Raw genomic sequence first — 13,867 nt, 5'->3', positions numbered from 1 at the left:
TGGAGAACCCGCCGACTCCGGCTAATCCTCCTGCCGGCCGTCGGGGAGGCGCCGTCCTTCCGGCGGAGATATCTTGCCTTCGAGGAAGGCGAAGAACCAGGTGATGGTGGCCAGGTAGGCGGGCCAATCACGGCCTGGCGCCAGGAAGTGGCGAAAGTCTCCGGACCTGTCGCACGTGAGGGCGGTCAAGGCGTCGTAGCGGTATTCCACGGGTCCTGTCGCGTCGCCTGCCAAGGCTTCTGTGGCACGCCGCAGTCGGAGGAGGGTGCGTTCCTCGTTGTCAGGCGGGAACACCACCAAGACCTTGGCGAGCAGGTCCGATTCCCGCAGTTGCCGGATCTCCCAGGAGAGCTCATCGCCCATCCCCGCGATGACCACGATGGCTTTTGCTCGTGTCGCGGTTCGCAGCACCGCCGCCCGCCAACCGTCCATCGAATGGTAGGAGCGCACGGCGCCGAGTTCGGGAAGCCGCTCCCCCGGGCGCCCGATGGCGACCAACCGGCCGTCCTCTCCGAGAAGCGCGGTGGTGATGAACTCCTCGAACCGAGGAGACCGGAGCGGGAGTACCGCGCGTGTCAGCCCTAGCAGCGTCCAGGGGCTGCGGACGCGGATCGCGTCGTCTTCGAAAGAGCGCAGGAGAAGGATCGCCGGGGCATCGTCCTCGACGGCGCGGCCGCTCGCCAGCCTCTCGGCACGTTCCGCGGGCAGGTGCGCGAAGCCCAGCACCACCACCGCGGCCGTCATCAGGCCGAGCCCGATCAGCCAGTCGTCCTCGTTGACCGCGTGCACGCCCCGTTCGGCGGCCAGGACCGCCAGCAGCACGAGTACCAGGCGAAGCACGAAACCCAGGATCAGCAGCCACCGAGTGGACGGCGCTGCCGCGGGCCGTGTCACGTATCCCCTTTTTCGCATGGTGGCGTCGTCCCGAGCACCGTAGCCCGCGACGATCAGCCCGGCGAGTCCGATCATCACCGGGCCCGGGAACCCGAGCAGCGCCCGCGCGCCGACCACCAGGCCGACCGCGGCGGCGGGCACCACGTACACGATCAGCGACTGGAGCCTTATCGTGCGGCCGACGGGTCCGACGTCGATGAAGCGGATCCCGGCGTCCTCCATCCGCGTCAGCATCTGGACCCACGGCCAGTCCTGGCCTCGGTAGAAGCGGTGTTCCCGGACTCCCCGGTCCAGGAAGGACGGGGCGACCGCCGCCACCAGCACGACAGAGACCAACGTCAAGAGCCCCGTCATCGCACTCTCCTCGGTCCTCCTGGGCCGGCGGCCCCTAGTCCGCTCGCGTCGCAGAGCACTGCTCCACCGCCTTGCGCAGTTCCGCGAGGCCGATCCCGCGTGCGGCCAGCAGCTGCGGGGACTTGCCTTCGATGACGTCCAGCAGCGCGAGGAGCATGTGAGCGGTCGAGATGAGGACGCTCTCGAATTGTTCGGCCATCCGATCGGCCCGCCGCAGGACGGCACGGGTGGCATCGGAGAACGGCAGCGGCGCGGGGGACGGGGCGTCTCCCCGCCCCCGGTCGGCGGCCGCGGCGGCGATCAGTTCGGCCTGGTCCGCTCCCAGCGCTTGGAAGACGGCCGGGCAGGGGCCGACGTCGTCCTGGAGCAGCGCGTGCAGCAGGTGCTCGACCTGGATGGCAGGCGCCGAGACTTCGGCGGCCGATTCCTTCGCGCGCACCACCGCCCGTCGCGCGGAGTCGTCGAAGCGGGCGAAAGAGGTCCCTACCGCAGCGCGTGTACCGGTCCTGCGCTGCAGTTCCATCGACCGCTCGGCGAGCTCACCGGCCCGGTCGTGGTCCCCTTGCTCCATGGCGGCGACGGACCAGGCGCCGAGTACTTCCGCCTCGCGGGCCTTGTCGGCCACCAGCGCGCACACCTCGAGCGCCCGTTCGAAGCAGGCGGCGCTCCGGGGCGCGTCGTCCGCGGCCCAAAAAGTGCCCAGCCCGCGGAGCGCATCGATCCAGGGACCGCGTTCCCCCAGTTCTTCGGCCGCTTCGGCGAGAGCGGCACGCCGCTCGCCCTCCACCGACCGATCGCCGCTCTCGACGGCGCAGCCGACCAGCGCCTCCAGGGCCTCCATCCGTATCCGGGCGGTACGACCGAGCATCGGTACCCGGTCGGTGGTCCTGGAGAGGGCGACGAGACGTTCCAGTTCCGGCACCGAGAGCTCGCCCGGGGCGCCCGTTTCCTCCAACTCGGTCACCAATGCGAGCCGGGCGAGGATCTCACCCGCGGCATAGCCCGAGCCGGAAGCCTTCCCTATGGCGGAGCGGTAGAACGTGAACGCGCGATCGTGGTCGCCGCGCTGGGACGCCTTGTTCCCCTTGCCGATTTTCCAGCCGACGACAATCTTCGTCAGGATCTTCACGGTGCGCCCGCATCCGCGACGGGCCCGCACTCCGACGCCGTATCCCCTGGCCATCGCCCATGCCGGAGTCGCCGTTCACGGGGAGGAGAGGGCGCGGCGAAGGAGTGAGGACGCATCTCTGCCGTCCGTTCGGTAAAGGCTTCTCCCGACACTGACAGAACACGTTACTCTCGTCGGGGAGAACCAAAGGCCGCCAACATCTGCGGCGATTGGCCGGTTTCGGCCGCCGTCCTTTTGTTTCGCTGCTAGTTCTTCGCCCGGATGCAGGCCGCGGCTGCCATCGATTTGGGCACGTACTGGCCCATCAGCTTGGCCATGCATTGCTTGGTGTCGCCCTTGGCGCCTACTTGGCAGGCCTTCAGCATCTTGGAATTGGCCACCCAGCCGTATGATTCGAGGTAATCGATGCACTTACCCGTACTGGCATCCGCCGGGGTGGCCGGCACCACGGTTCCCGTGGTCAGACAGACGGCGGCGGCCGCCGAGGCGCCCAACACTCTGGCGAGCATTTTCACGTGAATCACCTTCCCCTTGGCTCGGTTCCGTTCCATCCTGGGGAGGCAGACGTTTCCTCCTTGTAAGCCGCGAGCCTTTCTGTGTCCCGCGGCGAGGACGTTCGCCGAGTTGCGGCGGGGGCCGGACTTCGCTCGTCAGCAGTGCGACTGCTGTGCGGTCCTGCGCAGGGGCGGGCATCTGCCGGCTCCGTTCCTGCGACTTGCCGCAAGGGGGCGCGCCACTGCCGCAGAACGGGGCTGACCGAATTCGGGGGGCGATCGACAGGGCGAACGGCTGATCGTAGCTTTGTGCCATGACCGCCGTGAGCCCGCAACGGGTGGCGTTCGATGCCGCGCGCGTTCTGGTGACGGCCGCCGGAAGCGATCTGTGCTGGTGGATGAGCGGTGAGGTCGGCCGATGCCTTGGGCCGGGCTTCGAAGCGCGATTGCTCGAAACCCGCCTCCGGCTTCAGCGGGAAGACGCCTACTACAAAGAAGCCGGGTACTGGCGGGTGGTCTTGGAGGAGGTGCTTCACGACCGCCCCGAACTGGTCGAAGGCCTCTACAGCGTCATTAACCCACTGCTGGCCTGAGGGACCCGGGCACGTGCACCGTATTTTCCGAACGGCTTCCCGTGGCCGCTCGGTGGGTGTCTGTCAGGGGTTCGGGGTCGGGGTGGTGTCGTTTCGGAGGACGGCGAGGCGGTGGCGGTACTCCTTCTCGTCGATCTCGCCGCGGGCGAAGCGTTCGGCCAGGATCTGTTCGGCGCCCTCGGCCGGAGGCTGCGGAGACCGCGGGGGCGGCGGGGGCGGTCGGTGGTCCTTGCCGGGGAGGTAGCGGACCACGAGGATGATCGTGAGGATCAGCAGGGCCCAGAACAGCAGCATGCCGACGGTCATGAAGCCGTAGCCCCAGCCGTTCATGTGATCGCCGTACATCATCGTGGCCCCCTCCTTCTTCCCAGGGCGGGCCGTGTCGCTCCTCGCGCGGTTCGGCTCGTGCCTTCTGGTGGGACGTCTCCACGGTGCTCCCGCGAAAAGGGTGATCGGCAGCGGCCAAAGTCGGCGTTCGGGAGGGTCGAAGGTCCTTCTGCGGAGGCGTTCACTCCAACTCGGGGGCGGGCTCCGGCCTACGTCGAGTCGGTGGGAGGTGGTGTCAGACGGGGGTGATCGGCAGTGAGCGGCGGGGCTGGAAGGTGAAGGCGGCGCCGGTGCTGAAGCGGACGACGGCGACCTCGTCGGCCTCCGGTGCCGGCTGGTCGCGGCGGACGACGGTCGCCCGCCACTCCTGAGTGCCGAGGCCGGTGACCTCGACGTCGAGATGGGGGTCCACGGCGCGGACGACGGTCTGGAGCGCGGTCGTCCACTGGGGGCCGCACAGGGAGATCCAGGCGCCGTCCTCATGCGCCGGGGATGGACGGACGACGACCTTCACACCGTCGAGGTCGGCATAGACGTAGGCCGCGGGATTGAGGATCGGGTGCAGCGCGAGTAGGCGGGCCGCTCCCTCCGCGCCGCGCGGCAGGTCCAAGGCTCGGAGGAGCCGTTCCGCGGCGATTCCAGCGATGCCTGCGAGCTGCTTGCGGCGGATGCGGAGCAGTTCCGTGGCGTCGGCGGCGCGCTTGGCCACGGAGAGCGTGAAGGCCCGGTTGAGCAGGTGCATCTGCAGGCAGACCTCGTCGGCGATCCGGGCCAGGGCGGAACGGGAGAAGGCGGCGAAGTCGAGGTCGGAGAGCAGGGGGCCGGAGTAGTCGGCGAGCCCGTCGTCGGCCGGGTCGATCGGCGCGAGGCCGAGGGTCGCGGCGCGGGAGCGCTCGTTGTCGGCGAGGAGCGGGATGCCCTGCGCGTCCGGGTACGACTCGTCGATGATCACCGTCCACGCGCAGTGGGGGTGCCGGTCGGCGGGGCGGCGGGGCGGCCGGTGGATCGGCCGCACCTGGGCCTTCGGGTTGGTCGCGACCGCGGTCGCGTCGAAGGTGGGGTCCTCGATGTCGTGGCACATGGACCGGACGTAGTCGTCGCCCATCGGCTCCACGTCCATGAGGGCGCCGCAGTGGTCGAGGTGGAACTCGCCGTGCCACCGGTCGTGCACGGTGTAGCGGAAGTCCATGAACTGGGGCGGAGCGCCGATGTCGAGTTGGAGGCCCTTGAAGATGGTCGGGACGTCGCCTCGTCCGGGCACCTCGGGCGCGTAGCCGAGGGCCCGCTGCATCCGCCTCGTGTAGATCGGGCTCGATGCCGCCCACTCCTCGATCGCGATCCGCGCCATCTCCTCCCTTCCGAAGGCGGAGATGCACCACGCCATCCCGGAGCGGTCGATGAGCTGCCCGATCAGGAGCAGTTCGGGGACGACGACCGCGAGCTCCTCGCGGGTCAGGCCGGCGTACCGGCCCGGCGGGTGGGCCATCTGCGGATCTCCTTGGTCTTCGGTCGGGCGGAGGTTGCGGAAGGCGCGACGGACGGCGCCCGGTGCGTCTGGCGGGACGGGGCCGCGTGCCGCGTGCTACCGGCTGCTAGGCCAGGCCGAGCCGCGCGGCCGTCCTGTCCAGGTACTTGACCACCGTCGCCTCGTCGGCGTCCGGTACGCCCCAGATCAGTTCGGAGGCTCCGGCGGCCTCCCAGTCGGCGAAGTCCTCGGGCGCGGGCTTCTTGGCGACGAGGATCCGCACGTCGGGCTCGCCCGCCCGGTCGGCCTCGGCCCACTCCTTGCGCAGGAGGTCGGCCTTCGCGGCGATGCCGGTGTCGGTCGGGGTGGTCATCCAGCCGTCGGCGTTGCGGGCGATCCACTTCATGGTCTTGGGGCCGCCCCCGGCGCCGATGATCACCGGGATGCGGCCCTGCGGCGGCTTCGGGTAGGCCCAGCTCGGCCCGAAAGACACGAACTCGCCGTCGTAGGAGGCCTCCTCCTCGGTCCACAGGGCGCGCATCGCCTCCAGGTACTCCTTGAGGACGGTGCGCCGCCTCCCCGCGGGGACGTGGTGGTCGGCCAGCTCGTCGGTGTTCCAGCCGAAGCCGGCGCCGATGGTCAGCCGGCCGCCGGACAGGTGGTCGAGCGTCGCGAGCGTCTTGGCGAGGGTGATCGGGTCGGACTCCACCGGCAGCGAGACCGCGGTCGCCAGGCCGATCCGCCCGGTGACCGCGGCGGCGGTCGCCAGCGACACCCACGGGTCGAGGGTGCGCAGGTAGCGGTCGTCGGGCAGCGCCTCGCCGCCGGTGGGGTGCAGCGCCTCGCGGCGCACCGGGATGTGGGTGTGCTCGGGCACGTAGAAGGTGTCGAAGCCGCGCTCCTCCGCGGCCTTCGCGAGGGCGGCCGGCGTGATGCCGCGGTCCGAGGTGAAGAGCACGACTCCGTTGCGCATGGCGTCATAGTAGAACGCGTTCCACTTAATCTGGAAGAGTGACTGGACAGGTGTCCGGACGCCTGCCCGGATGCCGCGGACTCTTGCCGGGTCGCGCAGTCGGCGTCTAAGGTGGACACATGTCCAGTCAGGTGACCAGCGAACGCGCCGATACTCGGTAACGCGTTCTATTCCCTTTGCACGCAGCCGCGCCCCCGGGCGTGCACACCCGTGGAGAGAAGTCATGACTGCTGCCGAGACCGGGGGGAGCGGGCCGCTCGCCGCGATCCCCGAGGTGAGCATGGCCCTGGACGACCGGAGTCCCGAGGTCCCCGAGATCATCCGGGGCACGGGGCACCTGCCGGAGATGCGGGTCGACCCGATCGGGCTGTTCCACCGCGTACGCGAGGAGTGCGGGGACGTCGGGCGCTTCCGGCTCGCCGACAAGGACGTCGTGATGGTCAGCGGGGCCGAGGCGAACGAGGTGTTCTTCCGGGCCCCGGACGGCCTGCTCGACCAGGCCGCCGCGTACCCGTTCATGACGCCGATCTTCGGTAAGGGCGTCGTCTTCGACGCGTCCCCGGAAGAGCGCCAGCAGATGCTGAAGAACCAGGCGCTGCGCGGCGACATGATGCGCGGCCACGCGCAGACCATCGAGGCGGAGATCCGCCGCATGGTCGCCGACTGGGGCGACGAGGGGGAGATCGACCTCCTCGACTTCTTCGCCGAGCTGACCATCTACACCACCTCGGCGTGCCTGATCGGCAAGCCGTTCCGCGACGAGCTCGACAGCTCGTTCGCACACCACTACCACGAGCTCGAACGCGGCACCGACGCCATCGCCTACGTCGACGCGTACGCGGAGATCGACAGCTTCCGGCGGCGGGACGAGGCCCGCAAGGAACTGGTCGCCCTGGTCGGGGGGATCATCGACCGGCGCAAGCGGCGGGGCAAGGTGCCCAGGGACCAGCGCGACCTGCTCGACGTCCTCATCTCGCTGGACATGAGCGCCGACTACATCACCGGCATCTTCATCTCGATGATGTTCGCCGGGCACCACACCACCAGCGGCACCGCGTCCTGGGCGATGATCGAGCTCCTGCGCCACCCGGAGATCCTCGCCGACGTGGCCGCGGAGCTCGACGCGCTCTACGCCGACGGGACCGAGGTGTCCTTCCAGGCGCTGAGGTCGATCCCCGTACTGGAATCGGTGCTGAAGGAGACCCTGCGCCTGCACCCGCCGCTGATCATCCTGATGCGGCTGGTCCGCGAGGAGTTCGACGTGCTCGGCAGCACCGTCCCCGCCGGGACGCTGATCGCGGCGTCCCCGCGGGTCTCCAACCGGATCGAGGCCGACTTCCCGAAGGCCGGGGACTTCGACCCGGGCCGCTACATCGACCCCCGGCAGGAGGACCTGCAGAACCGCTGGAGCTGGATCCCGTTCGGCGCCGGAAGGCACCGCTGCGTCGGCAACGCGTTCGCGATGATGCAGATGAAGGCGATCTTCTCCGTCGTCCTGCGCGACTTCTCGTTCGAGCCCGTCGAGCCCCTGGACTCCTACCGGGACGACACGTCCAAGATGGTGATCCAGCTCCGGCAGCCCTGCCGGGTCAGGTACCGCCGGCGCGAGGGAAGGTGAGGCCGATGCGCGTGGTCGCCGACACGAGCGTGTGCCAGGGGCACCAGCTCTGCCAACTGGAGGCCCCCGACGTGTTCGGTTTCGACGCCGGGAACGACGTGGTCGAGGTCCTCGTCGAGCGTCCGGACGAGTCGCGCCGCAAGGACGTGGCGACGGCCGTGAAGTACTGCCCCGCCTTCGCGCTCTCTCTCGAAGAGGATTGAGGAAACGACGTGAGCGACTCCAGCGACCTGACCCGCGCCGAGATCGAGGAGTTCTGGGACTCCTGGCTGGCGGCCAACCGCGAGGCCGAGCGGACCGGCGACTGGCGCGTGCTGGCCGAGTCCTACGCCGAGGACGCGACCTACGGCTGGATGTACGGCCCCGACGAGCACTTCATGGCCGTCGGCCGCGACCAGATCCGGGACTGGGCGATCGGCATCGAGATGGACGGCCTCGACGGCTGGCACTACGACTACCAGGCCACCGTGATCGACGAGAAGAAGGCGATGATCGTCGGCTTCTGGAAGCAGCGCTCGGGGATCGTCAACGACGAGACGGGCCGGGAGTACGAGGTCCTCGGGATCGGCGGCTCCTGGTTCGGCGTGGCGCGGCGGGCCGAGGGGCCCGACGCCGGCCAGATCAAGATCGCCTGGCAGCGCGACTGGTTCGACATGCCCTCGACCGCCCACACGTTCATGCAGATCATCGAGTCCGGCAAGGCGCCCGAGACCCTGCTGAAGCGGATGAAGGTGGCCGGGCACGGCGTCCCCGGCCACTACCACTACGACGAGCTGACCTCGACGCTGTGGCCGCCGCCGGTCGAGCGCGGCGACCACCTCACCCAGGAGCCTGGAGGCTCTCCGGAGGCGGCGCGGTGACCGGTCCCGCGGCCGTCCGCGTCCTGCACGTGGCCACCGGCAACGTCGGCCGCATCGCCCTGGGGCAGCTCATCGAGGACCCCCGCTTCGAGCTGGTCGGGCTGGTCGTGTCGAATCCCGAGAAGGTCGGGCGGGACGCCGGCGAGCTCGCCGGCCTCGACGTGGTCACGGGGGTCGCGGCCACCGCCGACCTGGAGGCGGCGCTCGCCGCCAAGCCGGACTGCACCGTCTACTGCGCGATCGGCGAGACCCGGTTGTCCGGCGCCCTTTCCGACATCGGGACGATCCTCGCCGCGGGCAGCGACATCGTCGCCTCCTCGCCGGTGCCGCTGATCTACCCCTGGGGGCTGCTGCCGGACCGCATGATCCGTCCCGTCGAGGACGCCTGCCAGGCGGGCGGGACGAGCCTCTTCGTCACCGGCGTGGACCCCGGCTGGGTCAACGACCTGCTGCCCTTCGCGATCGCCAGCACCTGCCAGCGGGTGGAGAAGGTCGTCTGCTCGGAGATCGCCGACTACGCCACCTACGACGGCGGTCCGGTCCTGTTCGACTTCATGGGCTTCGGCCGCCCCCTGACGGACCTGCCGAAGATCCTGCGGCCGGGGATGCTCGCCGCGTCGTGGGGCGTCAGCCTCCGGATGCTGGCCCGCGGTTTCGGCTTCGAACTCGACGAGATCACCGAGTGGCACGAGCGGGAGCCGGCGCCGGAGGCGTTCGACGTGGCCGCCGGGCACATCCCCGCGGGCGGGATGGCGGCCGTGCGGTTCCAGATCCGGGGCGTCGCCCGCGGCAGGGAGGTCCTCGTCGTCGACCACACGACCAGGCTCCGCGGCGACCTGCGCCCCGACTGGCCGCAGCCGGCGCAGGACGGCGGCTCCTACCGGCTCGAAATCGTCGGCGAACCGTCCTACCGCGTCGACGTCTGCCCGACCAGCGCCAAGGGCGACCACAACTACGCCGCGATCGCCGCGGGCGCCGGGCGCATCGTCAACGCGATCCCCGAGGTCGTCGCGGCGCCGCCGGGCCTGCGGACGCCGCTCGACCTGCCGTTCGGCACCGCCCGCGGCGTCTTCGCGACGGCACTGGCCGACTAGACACCCCCGACGGAAAGGGCACGAGCGATGGGACGTGTGGACGGGAAGGTCGCCCTGATCAGCGGGGGCGCCCGCGGCATCGGCGCGGCCAGCGCCCGGGCCCTGGCCGCCGAGGGCGCCCGGGTCGTGATCGGCGACCTCCTCGACGAGGAGGGCAAGGCCGTCGCGGACGAACTGGGCGACGCGGGCCGCTACGTCCACCTCGACGTGACAAGCGCCGAGGACTGGACGGCGGCCGTCGAGACCGCCGTCCACGAGTTCGGCGCGCTGCACGTGCTGTTCAACAACGCGGGGATCGCCAACGGCGCGGCGATCCAGCGGTTCGGCACGGAGAAGTGGCAGCAGATCATCGACGTCAACCTCACCGGCCCGTTCCTCGGCATCCGCGCGGCCGCCGACGCGCTGATCGCCGCCGGGGGCGGGTCGATCATCAACAACTCCTCCATCGAGGGCCTGCGCGGCACCTCCTGGGCGCACGGCTACGTGGCCTCGAAGTGGGGGCTGCGCGGCCTGACCAAGTCGGTCGCCGTGGAGCTCGCCCCGCACGGCGTCCGGGTCAACTCGCTGCACCCCGGGCTGATCCGGACGCCGCTCACCGAGGGCATCCCCGACGACATGGTCCCGATCCCGCTCGGACGCCCCGGCCTCCCCGAGGACGTCGCCTCCTTCGTCGTCTTCCTCGCCAGCGACGAGTCGTCCTTCGCCACCGGCTCGGAGTTCGTCGTCGACGGAGGCACCGTCCAGCAGATCCCGCACAAGAGCTGACGCGCGGCAGGCGCTCCGCCGCCGTCCGACCGGACCGAGAGACCAGAGACGGACCGATGAACTCACATACCTCCCCCGGACTGGCCGTCCCCCAGGTCGTCCCCGCCGCGGATCTCCCTGAGGACGCCGAGCGGTTCGACGTCGTGGTGGTGGGGTTCGGGATCGCCGGCGGGTGCGCCGCACTGGAGGCCGCGCGCTCGGGGGCCCGGGTGCTGCTGCTGGAGCGGGCCGCCGTCCACGGCGGCACGTCGAGCATGTCCGGCGGGCACTTCTACCTCGGCGGCGGCACCGCGGTGCAGCGCGCCACCGGTCAGGAGGACTCGGTCGAGGCGATGGCGCGCTACCTGACGGCGACCTCCAAGGACCCCGACGAGCGGAAGATCCGGGCCTACTGCGAGGGATCGGTCGCCCACTTCGATTGGCTGGAGGCGCTGGGCTTCGAGTTCGAGCGGTCCTACTTCCCCGGCAAGGCGGTGATCCAGCCCGGGACCGAGGGCCTGATGTTCACCGGCAACGAGAAGGTGTGGCCGTTCCGCGAGGAGATCCGCCCGGCGCCCCGGGGGCACAAGGTGCCGGTGCCCGGCGACACCGACGGCACGAAGATGGTCATGGACCTGCTGCGCGACCGGGTCGAGGAGGCCGGGGCCGAGGTCCGCTACGAGACCGGCGCGACCAACCTGGTGGTCGACGGCGGCGGCGCGGTCACCGGCGTCGCCTGGAGGAACTTCGACCGGTCCGGGGTCCTCGCGTGCGGCGCGGTGGTGCTCGCGGCCGGCGGCTTCGTGATGAACCCGGACATGGTCGCGGCCTACACGCCGGCGCTCGGCGAGAAGCTGTTCACGCTGGGCAGCACCTATGACGACGGCCTCGGCATCCGGTTGGGGCAGTCGGCCGGAGCCGCGCTGGAGCACATGGACGAGCCGTTCATCACCGCGCCCTTCTACCCGCCGTCCTCACTGGTGAAAGGCCTCATCGTCAACAAGCGCGGCGAGCGGTTCGCGGCCGAGGACGGCTACCACGCGCGCACGTCGTACTTCGTCCTCAAGCAGCCGGACGCCGCCGCCTACCTGATCGCCGACAGCGACCACATGGAGGAGCAGCGGATGCCCCTGGTGGTGTTGAAGGACGGCTACGAGACGATCGAGGAGATGGAGGCGGGCCTGGGGCTCCCCTCCGGCTCGCTCGCCGCGACGATGGCGCGGTACAACGAGTACGCCGCGCGAGGCGAGGACCCCGACTTCCACAAGCACCCCGACTGGCTGGCGCCGCAGACCAACGGCCCCTGGGGCGTCTACGACCTCACCCTCGGCACCGCCCTCTACGCCGGCTTCACGCTCGGCGGCATGGCCACGACGGTGGACGGCGAGGTGCGGCGGGGGGACGGGTCGGTCATCGGCGGGCTCTACGCGGCCGGAGCCTGCGCGTCCAACATCGCGCAGGACGGCGCCGGTTACTGTTCGGGCACCCAGCTCGGCGAGGGGTCGTTCTTCGGACGCAGGGCCGGGCTCGCCGCCGCCGCACGGGGGCGCGGCACAGCGCGATGAAGGCGAGACGGGTCGCTCCGCTGCCGGAGGCGGCCGAGAATGTCGGCGCCGTCGCCTAACCTCTCGGCATCCGAGCAGCGGGAGGCAGGGTGGCCACCTTTGTCCTGGTCCACGGCGCCGGCGATGTCGGCTGGTACTGGCATCTGGTCGAAGCCGAACTGCGTGCGCGCGGGCACGAGGCCGTCTCGCCGGACCTCCCCTGCGACGACGACTCGGCCGGCCTGGTCGAGTACGCCGACACCGTGGTCGAAGCGGTCGGCGACCGGACCGATCTGGTCCTGGTCGCGCAGTCGTTCGGCGGCTTCACGGCCCCGCTCGTCTGCGGCCGGGCGGCGGTTCGGCTGCTCGTCCTGGTCGCGCCCATGATCCCGGCGCCCGGAGAGCCGCCCGGCGACTACTGGGCCAACACGCGATACGGCCAGGAGGAGCGGGAGAGCCACGACGGCACCGTCGCCGTGTTCTACCAGGACGTCCCGGCGGAGCTCGCGGAGGAGGCGATGCGGCGGTCGCGGGCCCAGTCCGAGGCCCGCATGGGGGAACCGTCGCCGCTGCGGGCCTGGCCCGACGTCCCCACGCGGGTGCTGATCTGCCGCGACGACCGCCTGTTCCCCGCCGGCTACCTGCGCCGCGTCGCCCGCGAGCGCCTGGGCGTCACCCCCGACGAGATCGACGGCGGGCACACACCCGCGCTGAGCCGACCCCGCGAACTAGCCGACCGCCTTGAGGCCTACGCCGCCGAGCAGGGCCTCCACGGCGCCCCCCGGGCGAGCGCCTCCCCGTGATCACGGCACGGTCGCCGGGGCCGCGCTGAACCCCGGTCCGGTCACGGGGCGGCCGGTCGTTCGCGGCGGCTCATCTGGCCCCTGGTTCCAGGGGGTCGGACACGCGCAGCAGGACGGGCCAGGTCAGCGGGCCGACGATCCCGTCGTCGTCGACGCGGCCCCACCGCTGCACCGCCTTCACGGCCGCCTCGGTCGTGGCGTCGAACGTGCCGCTGATGGAGACCTCGGGGTGGCTGCGCGCCAGCAGCAGCCCCTGCACCGTCTCCACGTCCTCGCCGGTGTCACCTCTGGCCAGCATCGGGAGGTTCCTCACCATCTTCTCCGTCCAGTCGTCGTCGTAGGCGGGCCGGCCGTAGCCGGCGATGTCGGCGGCGCCGCGGATGCGGCGCTTCACGGCGTCGTCGGTGTTGCCCTCGATCGCTTGCAGCCGCCCGCCGCCGAGCGAGAACTCGACCAGGCCGACATGGTCGATCGCCGATATGTCGTCGGTGCCGCCCCAGTCGAAGAACACGATGTCGCCGGGCTTCGCGGCGTTCACGTTCTCGACCGTCCCGCTGTGCCAGCGCCCGATCCTCTGGAAGTCCCGCGCGTGCCACACGGTGTAGGCGCGGTCCCCCGCCGGCAGGACGGCCTTGGCGTTCCCGCTGTGCCGCGCCCAGTAGGTGACGGCCATGTCGCACCAGCCCGCGCGGAGGTACTCGTCGCCGTGCCTTGAGGCGTACTCCCGGGTGATGGGGTTCGGCCGCCCGGACATGCCGATCGTGCTGCGGGCCTCGGCGACCATCTTCACCGCGGTCATCGCTCCTTCCCCTCCTCGCCGACCGGCGGGCCGCGGAAGAACCCGTCGCGGTCCGGCGGGCCGTAGAGCCTTTCGAGGACCTCCCGCTCGTCGGGCTCGGTGGGGGCGTGGACGGCGGGGTGGACGTCCACCTCGTCCATGTGCTCTATCTCCTGGTTCATGGGGGTCCTCCTGGT

General features: G+C 70.9%; 16 protein-coding genes. 8 read left to right on the top strand and 8 right to left on the bottom strand.

Annotated elements, in window-relative coordinates; translation table 11 throughout:
• Window positions 1–21 precede the first annotated feature (21 nt).
• The 3 genes from K4S16_RS25495 to K4S16_RS25485 all read right to left on the bottom strand — a co-directional run bounded on the left by K4S16_RS25495 (window position 22) and on the right by K4S16_RS25485 (window position 2,892).
• Window positions 22–1,116 (bottom strand): hypothetical protein, encoded by a 1,095-nt coding sequence (locus K4S16_RS25495; RefSeq protein ID WP_149261543.1) that lies wholly within the window; start codon window positions 1,114–1,116, stop codon window positions 22–24.
• Window positions 1,117–1,282: 166 nt separating this feature from the next.
• Window positions 1,283–2,377, bottom strand: coding sequence for a Clp protease N-terminal domain-containing protein (locus K4S16_RS25490; protein ID WP_160161024.1), 1,095 nt, complete (start codon window positions 2,375–2,377; stop codon window positions 1,283–1,285).
• A gap of 245 nt (window positions 2,378–2,622) precedes the next feature.
• Window positions 2,623–2,892, bottom strand: a complete 270-nt coding sequence (locus K4S16_RS25485; protein ID WP_149261541.1) for a hypothetical protein — start codon at window positions 2,890–2,892, stop codon at window positions 2,623–2,625.
• Window positions 2,893–3,185: 293 nt separating this feature from the next.
• On the opposite strand from K4S16_RS25485, the gene K4S16_RS25480 reads away from it, so the two are divergent.
• Window positions 3,186–3,464, top strand: a complete 279-nt coding sequence (locus K4S16_RS25480) for a hypothetical protein (RefSeq protein WP_149261540.1) — start codon at window positions 3,186–3,188, stop codon at window positions 3,462–3,464.
• Window positions 3,465–3,527: 63 nt separating this feature from the next.
• Here K4S16_RS25480 and K4S16_RS25475 read toward each other — a convergent pair whose 3' ends face one another.
• The 3 genes from K4S16_RS25475 to K4S16_RS25465 form a co-directional block, all read right to left on the bottom strand.
• On the bottom strand, window positions 3,528–3,812 hold the full coding sequence (locus tag K4S16_RS25475; protein WP_235037071.1) for an SHOCT domain-containing protein: 285 nt from the start codon (window positions 3,810–3,812) through the stop codon (window positions 3,528–3,530).
• A 214-nt stretch (window positions 3,813–4,026) separates the two neighbouring features.
• A complete protein-coding gene (locus K4S16_RS25470; RefSeq protein ID WP_149261539.1) occupies window positions 4,027–5,277 on the bottom strand; it encodes a hypothetical protein in 1,251 nt (416 codons plus the stop codon).
• A 106-nt stretch (window positions 5,278–5,383) separates the two neighbouring features.
• Window positions 5,384–6,229 carry an LLM class F420-dependent oxidoreductase gene (locus K4S16_RS25465; RefSeq protein WP_149261538.1) on the bottom strand — a complete coding sequence of 282 codons (846 nt, stop codon included), beginning with the start codon at window positions 6,227–6,229 and terminating at the stop codon, window positions 5,384–5,386.
• A gap of 223 nt (window positions 6,230–6,452) precedes the next feature.
• Here K4S16_RS25465 and K4S16_RS25460 point away from each other — a divergent pair, with 223 nt between their 5' ends.
• From K4S16_RS25460 to K4S16_RS25430, 7 genes are all read left to right on the top strand, one after another.
• Window positions 6,453–7,847 carry a cytochrome P450 gene (locus tag K4S16_RS25460; protein ID WP_305790875.1) on the top strand — a complete coding sequence of 465 codons (1,395 nt, stop codon included), beginning with the start codon at window positions 6,453–6,455 and terminating at the stop codon, window positions 7,845–7,847.
• Between the two features lie 5 nt (window positions 7,848–7,852).
• Window positions 7,853–8,050 carry a ferredoxin gene (locus tag K4S16_RS25455; protein ID WP_149261537.1) on the top strand — a complete coding sequence of 66 codons (198 nt, stop codon included), beginning with the start codon at window positions 7,853–7,855 and terminating at the stop codon, window positions 8,048–8,050.
• Window positions 8,051–8,059: 9 nt separating this feature from the next.
• Window positions 8,060–8,707 carry a nuclear transport factor 2 family protein gene (locus tag K4S16_RS25450; protein WP_200842103.1) on the top strand — a complete coding sequence of 216 codons (648 nt, stop codon included), beginning with the start codon at window positions 8,060–8,062 and terminating at the stop codon, window positions 8,705–8,707.
• Window positions 8,704–9,801, top strand: a complete 1,098-nt coding sequence (locus tag K4S16_RS25445; protein ID WP_149261536.1) for a diacylglycerol kinase — start codon at window positions 8,704–8,706, stop codon at window positions 9,799–9,801. Before K4S16_RS25450 ends, K4S16_RS25445 begins: the two co-directional genes overlap by 4 nt.
• A gap of 27 nt (window positions 9,802–9,828) precedes the next feature.
• Entirely contained in the window at window positions 9,829–10,566 is a 738-nt protein-coding gene (locus tag K4S16_RS25440; RefSeq protein WP_149261535.1) for a glucose 1-dehydrogenase, read from the top strand.
• A gap of 56 nt (window positions 10,567–10,622) precedes the next feature.
• Window positions 10,623–12,110: an FAD-binding protein gene (locus K4S16_RS25435; RefSeq protein ID WP_149261534.1), complete on the top strand. Its 1,488-nt coding sequence runs from the start codon at window positions 10,623–10,625 to the stop codon at window positions 12,108–12,110.
• Window positions 12,111–12,199: 89 nt separating this feature from the next.
• On the top strand, window positions 12,200–12,892 hold the full coding sequence (locus K4S16_RS25430) for an alpha/beta hydrolase (protein WP_149261533.1): 693 nt from the start codon (window positions 12,200–12,202) through the stop codon (window positions 12,890–12,892).
• Window positions 12,893–12,962: 70 nt separating this feature from the next.
• On the opposite strand, the gene K4S16_RS25425 is transcribed toward K4S16_RS25430, so the two are convergent.
• Both K4S16_RS25425 and K4S16_RS45180 read right to left on the bottom strand, forming a co-directional pair.
• Window positions 12,963–13,691 carry a peptidoglycan-binding protein gene (locus tag K4S16_RS25425; RefSeq protein WP_149261532.1) on the bottom strand — a complete coding sequence of 243 codons (729 nt, stop codon included), beginning with the start codon at window positions 13,689–13,691 and terminating at the stop codon, window positions 12,963–12,965.
• Window positions 13,688–13,852, bottom strand: a complete 165-nt coding sequence (locus K4S16_RS45180) for a hypothetical protein (protein WP_200842102.1) — start codon at window positions 13,850–13,852, stop codon at window positions 13,688–13,690. Before K4S16_RS45180 ends, K4S16_RS25425 begins: the two co-directional genes overlap by 4 nt.
• Window positions 13,853–13,867 lie beyond the last annotated feature (15 nt).

This window comes from Actinomadura sp. K4S16 (genome assembly GCF_008327685.1).
Classification (GTDB): domain Bacteria; phylum Actinomycetota; class Actinomycetes; order Streptosporangiales; family Streptosporangiaceae; genus Spirillospora.
The sequence above is the reverse complement of the archived record's forward strand: the minus strand, read 5'-3'. Positions and strand labels throughout refer to the sequence as shown.

Coding starts and splice junctions, on each gene's coding strand:
- K4S16_RS25495 (WP_149261543.1), bottom strand. CDS start 1,116: ATGGAGGACGCCGGGATCCGCTTCATCGACGTCGGACCCGTCGGCCGC.
- K4S16_RS25480 (WP_149261540.1), top strand. CDS start 3,186: ATGACCGCCGTGAGCCCGCAACGGGTGGCGTTCGATGCCGCGCGCGTT.
- K4S16_RS25475 (WP_235037071.1), bottom strand. CDS start 3,812: ATGATGTACGGCGATCACATGAACGGCTGGGGCTACGGCTTCATGACC.
- K4S16_RS25470 (WP_149261539.1), bottom strand. CDS start 5,277: ATGGCCCACCCGCCGGGCCGGTACGCCGGCCTGACCCGCGAGGAGCTC.
- K4S16_RS25465 (WP_149261538.1), bottom strand. CDS start 6,229: ATGCGCAACGGAGTCGTGCTCTTCACCTCGGACCGCGGCATCACGCCG.
- K4S16_RS25460 (WP_305790875.1), top strand. CDS start 6,453: ATGACTGCTGCCGAGACCGGGGGGAGCGGGCCGCTCGCCGCGATCCCC.
- K4S16_RS25455 (WP_149261537.1), top strand. CDS start 7,853: ATGCGCGTGGTCGCCGACACGAGCGTGTGCCAGGGGCACCAGCTCTGC.
- K4S16_RS25440 (WP_149261535.1), top strand. CDS start 9,829: ATGGGACGTGTGGACGGGAAGGTCGCCCTGATCAGCGGGGGCGCCCGC.
- K4S16_RS25435 (WP_149261534.1), top strand. CDS start 10,623: ATGAACTCACATACCTCCCCCGGACTGGCCGTCCCCCAGGTCGTCCCC.
- K4S16_RS25425 (WP_149261532.1), bottom strand. CDS start 13,691: ATGACCGCGGTGAAGATGGTCGCCGAGGCCCGCAGCACGATCGGCATG.
- K4S16_RS45180 (WP_200842102.1), bottom strand. CDS start 13,852: ATGAACCAGGAGATAGAGCACATGGACGAGGTGGACGTCCACCCCGCC.